The following is an 8,163-nucleotide window of genomic DNA, read 5'->3' on the forward strand; positions in this document are numbered from 1 at the left end:
TTTTGTTTGACATAACAATGATTTTCTTTGCACATGCCACTGTACACAAGGCACACCCTTTGCATCTTTCCTCATTAAACACAGGCCTGGGCATTACTGGATCCCTCCTTAGTTTTTGTACAAAGAGTTTTAATCTTTACTTCGCTCAACATTGCGATAATTGCGTCTATTCACTTTTTAAATCTTTCGAAATATTTCTTAGAAATCCTGCTTTTATATAAAATATTAATCGAGTAGGTGGCTTATTTAATCAACAATTAATTTTTTATATTTTCTTGTTTCCAAACAAATATATTTTTAGCAATCTCAAAATCAAGAGCTAGCTGGGTATGCTCAACTCGCAGTACATACGTTGGTGAAGTCTGAAGCAGCTCAATCTCAACTCCCGGTAAAATTCCGAAGACGGTAAGTTTACGCAAATGTAGTTTATTGACTGATAGCAGCGAGCCAATTCTAGCCCTATCCCCTGGGTTAAGTTCTGTAATGGAGAACATTTTTTTCATTGTGCCACCTCAGTCTTTCAAATCTGAATAGACAGCCAATCGATGATGTGCCCCAGCAATCCTCCGGTAAGAAATGCAATCCCAATAATAAGAATGACCATAATCAGAGAAGAAAAGAGTCCACGCTCTTTTATCATTACAGCCAATTGCGCCACACACGGAAGAAACAGCGTTAAGGTAACCGCGGCTACAACCAGCTGATTGTCCGTTAATAACCCCCGTACACACATATCGTAAAGTCCGGCTGCTCCATAGTCGCGGCGAAAAAATCCCAATAAAAATATCTGCGACGTTTCCCGCGGTAATCCCAGCAGAATCATTATGGGTTCTGTTTTTTGAATCACATAAGACAGCAACCCGATGCAGTCGCTAACCCACAATACTAAACTCGTAAAGATAAAAACCGGCAATATTTCTATAAAGTACCAGGACATACGAGTAAACGCCTTGGTAATAATATTTGATAAAACGGGCAGACGAAGGGGGGGGATTTCCAAATAAAACGGGCTTCGCTCACCAGGTATAATTTTAGCGCTCAGACAGCCAACAGCAAAGAAAACCATCAATATGACAATGACCCATATCATTAAGGCCATGGCATTGTGGGATAGCAAGGCGAGAACTAATCCCAGCTGTGCCGAGCAGGGTATTGTAAGCGATAGTAAAAAGGTAGCTAATAATCGCTCACGCCTTGTTTCGAGAGTCCGTGTGACAACAAGTAAAAAATAAAAGGTACCAAATTAATTCTTCCAACACTGTATATATGCGTGTGATAATGAAAAAGCCCGGCGCCAAGATGTCAACGAGTAAAGCACCACCCATCCCAGCACACGCCACATAGATAGTCCTATACTATATTTTCATTCGGGCTAGGTAAGGAATATCTGTTATTGGCAGGCACTCAACGAATTCTTTACCTAGGTCTGGATCCTTCAAATAACCTTCTCCTTCAAATACACCACTTTTCCCTACTGATAAAAAGTATTCAATACCATCAGGATAGTTAGGAAATTGGCCAAACCCCAGACCTACTTTTTCTCCGGGGCATCCTGTAGTACTACGTTCCAAAATAACCGTTTTACCTTTTGCTGCGGTTAAAAATAATGGGATTGTGCAACTTCTTTGGCCTTTACATTGAAGTGCTCTTTCCGGTTTTTCATCGCTCAGAAAAATAGATACAGGTTCATACCGCAAGTTTAATTCTTTGGCCAAACGACATTCCATGTCTTCCACCTCACTTTTTCTACTTAATATGAGTATTTTTGAGTATATGTTTCAAAACGAAGCCGGTGTGCATAGGCCAGGCGGTTTTTATTTCTCAACAAGACACTTACTTTCCCGCCGCCATTTAATGACGGAGCGCGGCCGAATTTTATCTGCGATTTGCTGGCCATAACCGAACAACTGCACGGAACCGGTCACATCGCTTCACGCCTCATCTATTCCAAACGGCTTAATCTTGTCGATGTAATCAGCATAAATTTTACGTGCTATGCGCGAAAACCGAACATGAAGGATTGTTCGGTTTATAATTCCGCATAAAGAACGTGCGTTTGGTTTCGTTGTAGAACTTCAAAAAGCAAAAATCAACTTGAATATTAGGGAAAAAATTAAGCCCAGTTAACTGAAGGCTTATTACTCAATTTCGAACTAACTTGAACTTCTATGTCTTAGGTCTATAAATATTGTTTAGTCGTAAGCACAGGAGCAAATAGATCACCGATTTGATCAACCCTCTTCAATATATTGTCAAATGTAAAAAATAACTGCTTTGAATCTTTGCTCTTATAGGCTTCTTCTACTTCTTCCCAGGTAACTGGGGTCGAAACTGTTGGCTTTTCTTTAGCCCGCAACGAATAAACACATACTGTCGTCTTATGCTCATCGTTTTGGCTCCAGTCGATAAACACCTTGCCTTCTCTCTGCTTTTTGTTCATTTTTGAAATAACTAAATTTGAATATTTAGCTTCTAATGTTTGAGCAACTTTATAAGCCAATTCTTTCGTTTGATTATAGTCTGTAGGAGTATTCAGTGGTACATAAACTTGCAGCCCCTTGGATCCTGATGTCTTAGGATAGCTTTTTAAATTGGCATTCATAAACAACTCATTTAGATATAATGCAACTTTCGCGCATTCTATTATCGTCGCAGGAAGTCCGGGATCTAAATCAAATACCATCATGGTTGGTATTTTGCTGTCTTCTTGCTTCGATAAAGATGTGTGAAGTTCAAGCCCTGCTAAATTAGCAACCCATACTAAAGCCTGCAGGCTATCGACAATGCAATAACAAGTTTCTCTATTATTACTCTCACTCCATATAGGGGTTGTTGTCATCCATTCCGGACGTGAGCTTGGACAAGACTTTTGATAGAAAAAATTCTTTTCTACTCCATTCGGATATCGTTTTAATGTTAATGGCCTTCCCGCTAAATGAGGAAGTAATACAGGGGAAATTCTTATATAATAATCGATCATTTGCTGCTTAGTAAATCCCGTCTCAGGATAAAATACTTTATTGAGATTAGATACCTTTACTTTCATGCCTGCAATATCGAGTTCACTATATTTAGGCATGTTTTTTACGTGCTCTCTCGCTAGGTGCCTTTTTAGTGTTTTTCTTTTTTATCTGGGACAGGCTAGCTTCTAATGCTGCCATTAAATCAACCACCTTCCCTTTTTGCTCTTCAGGTACTTTTTCTACAACTACCGTTTGCCCTTCGGCTTTTTCTTGAATTAAATTGAGAACCCGTTCACGATATTCATCCTTATATTTTTCAGGTTCAAATTTTGCTGATAAGGACTCAACCAGCTGTAAAGCTACTTTTAATTCCCTTTCCGTTGGTTCAATTACGGACTCTGGTAACCCTTCCAACTCTGTTTGAGGAATAACTTCATCAGCAAAAAACATTGTAGCAAGACTTAATACATTTCCAATCGGCCGAATAGCGCATAAATATTCTTTATTACGTAAGACAAATCTAGCAATAGCTACTTTATTGGACTGTTTCATTGCTGTGAGCAGTAAAGAGTAGGCCTTTACTGCACCTTTATCTGGAACAAGGTAATAAGATTGCACATAAAATATTGGATCAATTTGATTCAAATCCACGAAATCTTGTATATCGATATTCCGAGATTTAATTGGGTTTAAGGCTTCTAACTCTTTTTCACTAACTACGACATAGCGCTCGGGAGATACTTCATATCCCTTCACAATTTCTTCTTGGGATACCTCACTCCCATCTTTCCCACAAATTTTTTTCTGCTGAATACGGCACCCATCACTTTTTCTTAACTGATTAAATCGTACGGTTTTCTTTTTTGTTGTACTATATAGTTTGATCGGGACATTAACCAATCCGAAGCTTATTGCACCATTCCATATAGGCCGCATCGTCCTAGACCTCCTCTTTAATAACTTCTTTCGGTGATTTGTCTGACCGTAATCCTTTAAAGGCAGGATGCCGCAAGGTATGACTTAACGTCCATTCAGTAAATTCAATTTCACAAACAAGGTTAGGCTGCACAAAGAGCGCATCTTTATAGGGAATTCTATTCTCAAACGGGTTCTGTTGCATTAATAATGGTTGTAATAATAATTTGATATTTTTTAAATCCGCAGTTGTAAATCCTGTACCAACCTTGCCGGCATATTTCAATTGGTGTCTAGCATTATAGTACCCTAGAAGCAACGATCCTATTTCATTGTAACGGTTGCCGTTTCCAGGAATCCACGCGCCGATGACAAATTCCTGACGCTGTTTATTTTTGATTTTTAACCAATCGCCACTTCGTTTTCCTGGTATATATAAACTATCTAAACGTTTGGCCATGATTCCTTCCAAGCCCATTTTCTTGACGGCTTGCATCAAATCACGACCTGAGCCAATTTTATAGCTAGGAGTTTGCCATGACATACTGTTGAAATTCAGCTTTTCTAATCGTTCCCGTCTATCTACATAACTCAAATTCAATAACGACCTTTCGCCTAAAGATAGTAAATCAAAAACGATGTAGACCACCGGATATTTTTTTTCTGCCGAACCAACTCCTTTATCTGTTATATGCATTCGATGTTGTAATCCACCAAATGAAGGCTTCCCATTATCACCAAAATATACTATTTCACCATCAAATATAGCGGTTTGGTTTAATTTGGGAATATTATTCAATTCTGGGTACTGCTGAGTAACGTCATTTAGATTTCGGCTTAAAATTTTTATATGTTGATTTTGATAATAAATAATAGCTCTCATGCCGTCCCATTTGACTTCAAATCCATATTTATCCTCGTCTTTGGGTAATTTTGATATTTTTGCAAGCATAGGGCGAATAATGTCCATATCTATTGCTCCCTGTTAATTACTAAGATACTTATTAATAGTATGTCATCAATGAAATTCATTAATCGAAATAAAAACACCTGATAGGCCGAGTTAAAGATTGTGTTATTAAGCTATCCGGGAGCTAAATGATAATCATTGTTCTCAGATAAAATCTGAGCTAGCAATGATTAGATTGGCTTTCTCCCTGGTTTGATTCACTCATTGACAGTTTTTTACCTTTTCCAAACAGCCCCGAAGTTACCGCTGCAGCTTCTATAGCTGTTATTCGTTGCCAACATAGCTGTTATGTCCCATTGTTTTCGGTTACCCCCTGATACCAGTCCATATAAAGCGGGTAGAAATAAAATAAGCGTCATAAATTCGTTCAGCATACACTGCCAGACGGGGTTATTTTTTATTTCTTGCAGGAATATTCTGTCTTATATCATAATTATATTATCAGGAAGTGAATAATTTGATTGACTACAATAATAACACAACATTTATTACTGCGTTATTAGCCGCTATTTTAGTCGGCGTTGCTATTGGTTATTTATTTGAAGAAATAGAATCGTGGATTATCCCCCATCTACTTCTTCGCCTATAAAGGCTGCTGTTCGCATAGTATGGCAACCACCTCTGAGAATATATTTTTGGTAATACGCTTATTTCCACAGTTTATATGTAAAAATTTATATTTTTTACATATAATTACAGGAAATTATTACTAAATGTAGAATTATGGAAATTAGGAGGTGGTAATGTGCGAAAAAACACTTTATTTTTGTTAGTCGTATGTTTAGTAATGACTTCTATAGTAGGCTCTCGGAAAGTTGAAGACAGATAATGGTAAAAAGAGAGTACTGCTGGCAACGAAGATGCTTAAAAGCACCTTGAAACGCTGGGAGAAGCCGAATTTTAAAGAAGAGCATACCCAAAAGACCTAGCCAATACCATTTTTTAAAACTAGGCCAAACACGACAGAATGTAGCTCATTTTGCTGATAAACTAAGCGGCTGTTGAATCAATTTCTGCTTGCCAGGCTAAAATGAGATCGCGCATATCCAGCTTGAGATGCTTTACCCAAGCATCAATATGCAGACACATGGCAGTAGAAAAAGCACGGAAGTACCAGTTGGCAGAAGTGCGAGTTTTGGTCTTGCGTTCCCAAAGATAATCTTCCTTCAGCCGTTTAAAACAGCGTTCTGAAGATGTGCGACGGCGATAATGCTCTTTAAACAACGCAGAACCCCGTGGAATTCGGGTAAAGAAACGGAGATTGTCTTGCTCTCTGGTGTAAATCACTCGGCCATAAGCAGAATTAGAACAAGGCGAATCACAAGATGTTGACCATGATTTACGAGTACGCGGACAACGCCATTTATGGCGCTGGCGGTCTTTACAAAAGCCATTGTAGGCCATGATATGACCAGCAGGACAGACAGGAATACCCTCTTTGGTAAAAGAGAAATCGCGTTGACTGGAACAACTGACATCGTTTCGAGAATTGAGGTCGATGAAAGCAGCGATATCATAATGATGTAACAGCTTATAAATGGCGTAAGCATCATGAGCAGAATCAAGCAGACATTCAGCCAGCTTAAACTCAGGATTGAGCTGAATAAAATCAAAAAAGGAATAGACAAAAGCCAGGCTATCATGCCGGTAGGCCTTGAAAAAATTAAGATAAACAGGCAAATCATAAGGGCTGTCGGCAGCGGTAAAGGCGTACAAAGTACGACCGTAGTAATATTCCTCACGATAACTATCCCAGCCCCAGGAAGCATCGGGGTCTGAGTATTTGCGGGGACAATTGCACGTAAGGATGCCGTTTTTTCTGCAATCGCAAATCAACTTGCCGTAACGGCTGGCGCCGGTGCGGACAGAAGATCCATCCCCGGCAATCGCTAAAGCATCTAAATTTCCTAAGATACCGTGCTTTGCAGAGGGGACTACAAAACATTCCTTAAAAATCTTTTGGAAAAGATCATGCGGACGTGAATGGAAATCAGGGGGATATTCCAGATAACGGTCAACCAATCGCTTGACGATACCAGGCTTTTTCATTGGTGACTTTTCTCCTTTTTTCTTGCCCTTCTTGGGTTTATGCCGGGGCTTATGGATCTTGTTGGCAAGATGTGCCGAAGAAGACAACCACAGGCGCCTGATGAAATCATAAAACGTACCAACTCCCGGAACATCCTCCGGTAGAAATCCGCTAAGGATAGCAAAAACGGGTGTGGAACGCATAGTATTGACCCAAGTGTCAATAGAACGTTCATGAAGTATTTCCATAAGCAGTAGAGAGCGAAACATATCGGCGGGATCACGAGCTACCGGACCGAAAGAGTTGGAATAGCGGTCAGCGACAATTGCAGTGACTTTAGATAAATCACAGCACCAAACACTGGCTAAGGCTTTGTGATTGCGTAAAACTGGGTCTGACAGACCGTGTTTTAAGTAGTGGAATTGTAACTGTTCTTTAAGGAAGTCTTGAAATTGTTGATGGGAACGAGTTGGTTTCAGCAAAAAAATCACCACCATCGACGAAAGTAGGCTAAACAGTGCCTCCATCGCGATTATTGGGGCGATTCTGATTTGTCAAGTATTATTTTCAAATCCTTCAGATTGTGGAGGAAAATTAAAAAAAGACCAAGGCCAAATGCCTTGATCCATATAATTTCTCGGGTTTCCGAGAGCGTACCTATATTAATGGGAGGGTGCGCTGGCATACAAACAAAAGCAGTAAACTCTGCCAATAATTATCCTGATAAACCAATTACGATAATTGTGCCTTTTAGCGTTGGTGGGGGACAGGATTTAGTAGCTAGAACTATAGAAAAAGAAGCATCTAAATACCTTGGGCAATCACTGGTAATTGCCAACAAACCCGGTGGTGCAGGTACCAACGGCTGGAACGAATTGGCAGCATCAAGACCTGATGGTTATACTATAGGAATGACCGATGCTGAATTAATTACATTACCGATATATGGCACGACAAAGTATGATTATATATCTGCGTTACAACCCATAGCACAAATTACAAGTTCTTCTTGGATAGTAGTAATTCAATCAAAGCAGTCATGGAAAAGTATAGGAGAATTAGTTACCTATGCCAAAGAACACCCTGGTGAATTAAAATTTAGTCATGGCGGAATCGGATCCTTTCCTCATTTAATTGGTGAAATGATTAATAAAGAATCCAAGTTGAATATTTAGACCCTCAAAAAGTAGAAATGAAATGGATAAATGAAAAACAAAAAACATCTAAAATGCTAGAGGAAACGGGCATACTGGACTTGATTAAGGAACAAAAAAAATAGATAAAAT

The 8,163-nt window shown here is 39.2% G+C and carries 8 protein-coding genes; 1 reads left to right on the plus strand and 7 read right to left on the minus strand.

Annotated elements, in window-relative coordinates; all coding sequences use genetic code 11:
• Positions 1-257: 257 nt before the first annotated feature.
• From ABFC84_13480 to ABFC84_13510, 7 genes are all read right to left on the minus strand, one after another.
• Positions 258-503 carry a FeoA family protein gene (locus ABFC84_13480; protein MEN6413751.1) on the minus strand — a complete coding sequence of 82 codons (246 nt, stop codon included), beginning with the start codon at positions 501-503 and terminating at the stop codon, positions 258-260.
• A gap of 17 nt (positions 504-520) precedes the next feature.
• Positions 521-1,099 carry a nucleoside recognition domain-containing protein gene (locus ABFC84_13485; GenBank protein MEN6413752.1) on the minus strand — a complete coding sequence of 193 codons (579 nt, stop codon included), beginning with the start codon at positions 1,097-1,099 and terminating at the stop codon, positions 521-523.
• Between the two features lie 256 nt (positions 1,100-1,355).
• On the minus strand, positions 1,356-1,727 hold the full coding sequence (locus ABFC84_13490) for a DUF169 domain-containing protein (protein ID MEN6413753.1): 372 nt from the start codon (positions 1,725-1,727) through the stop codon (positions 1,356-1,358).
• Between the two features lie 452 nt (positions 1,728-2,179).
• Positions 2,180-3,079 (minus strand): non-homologous end-joining DNA ligase, encoded by a 900-nt coding sequence (gene ligD / locus ABFC84_13495; protein MEN6413754.1) that lies wholly within the window; start codon positions 3,077-3,079, stop codon positions 2,180-2,182.
• The gene (locus tag ABFC84_13500) at positions 3,072-3,899 is read right to left on the minus strand and encodes a Ku protein (protein ID MEN6413755.1); all 828 of its coding nucleotides are present in this window, start codon (positions 3,897-3,899) and stop codon (positions 3,072-3,074) included. Before ABFC84_13500 ends, ligD (ABFC84_13495) begins: the two co-directional genes overlap by 8 nt.
• Positions 3,900-3,903: 4 nt before the next feature.
• Positions 3,904-4,848, minus strand: coding sequence for a non-homologous end-joining DNA ligase (gene ligD / locus ABFC84_13505; GenBank protein MEN6413756.1), 945 nt, complete (start codon positions 4,846-4,848; stop codon positions 3,904-3,906).
• Between the two features lie 990 nt (positions 4,849-5,838).
• Positions 5,839-7,374, minus strand: a complete 1,536-nt coding sequence (locus tag ABFC84_13510) for a hypothetical protein (protein ID MEN6413757.1) — start codon at positions 7,372-7,374, stop codon at positions 5,839-5,841.
• Between the two features lie 54 nt (positions 7,375-7,428).
• Here ABFC84_13510 and ABFC84_13515 point away from each other — a divergent pair, with 54 nt between their 5' ends.
• On the plus strand, positions 7,429-8,052 hold the full coding sequence (locus ABFC84_13515; GenBank protein ID MEN6413758.1) for a tripartite tricarboxylate transporter substrate binding protein: 624 nt from the start codon (positions 7,429-7,431) through the stop codon (positions 8,050-8,052).
• The last annotated feature ends 111 nt before the right edge of the window (positions 8,053-8,163 follow it).

It is taken from the genome of Veillonellales bacterium (assembly GCA_039680175.1).
Lineage (GTDB): Bacteria > Bacillota > Negativicutes > JAAYSF01 > JAAYSF01 > JBDKTO01.

Bases quoted from the DNA above. Each gene is read 5' to 3' on its own strand.
- ABFC84_13480 (MEN6413751.1), bottom strand. From the start codon at position 503: ATGAAAAAAATGTTCTCCATTACAGAACTTAACCCAGGGGATAGGGCT.
- ABFC84_13485 (MEN6413752.1), bottom strand. From the start codon at position 1,099: ATGGCCTTAATGATATGGGTCATTGTCATATTGATGGTTTTCTTTGCT.
- ABFC84_13490 (MEN6413753.1), bottom strand. From the start codon at position 1,727: ATGGAATGTCGTTTGGCCAAAGAATTAAACTTGCGGTATGAACCTGTA.
- ligD (MEN6413754.1), bottom strand. From the start codon at position 3,079: ATGCCTAAATATAGTGAACTCGATATTGCAGGCATGAAAGTAAAGGTA.
- ABFC84_13500 (MEN6413755.1), bottom strand. From the start codon at position 3,899: ATGCGGCCTATATGGAATGGTGCAATAAGCTTCGGATTGGTTAATGTC.
- ligD (MEN6413756.1), bottom strand. From the start codon at position 4,848: ATGGACATTATTCGCCCTATGCTTGCAAAAATATCAAAATTACCCAAA.
- ABFC84_13510 (MEN6413757.1), bottom strand. From the start codon at position 7,374: ATGGTGGTGATTTTTTTGCTGAAACCAACTCGTTCCCATCAACAATTT.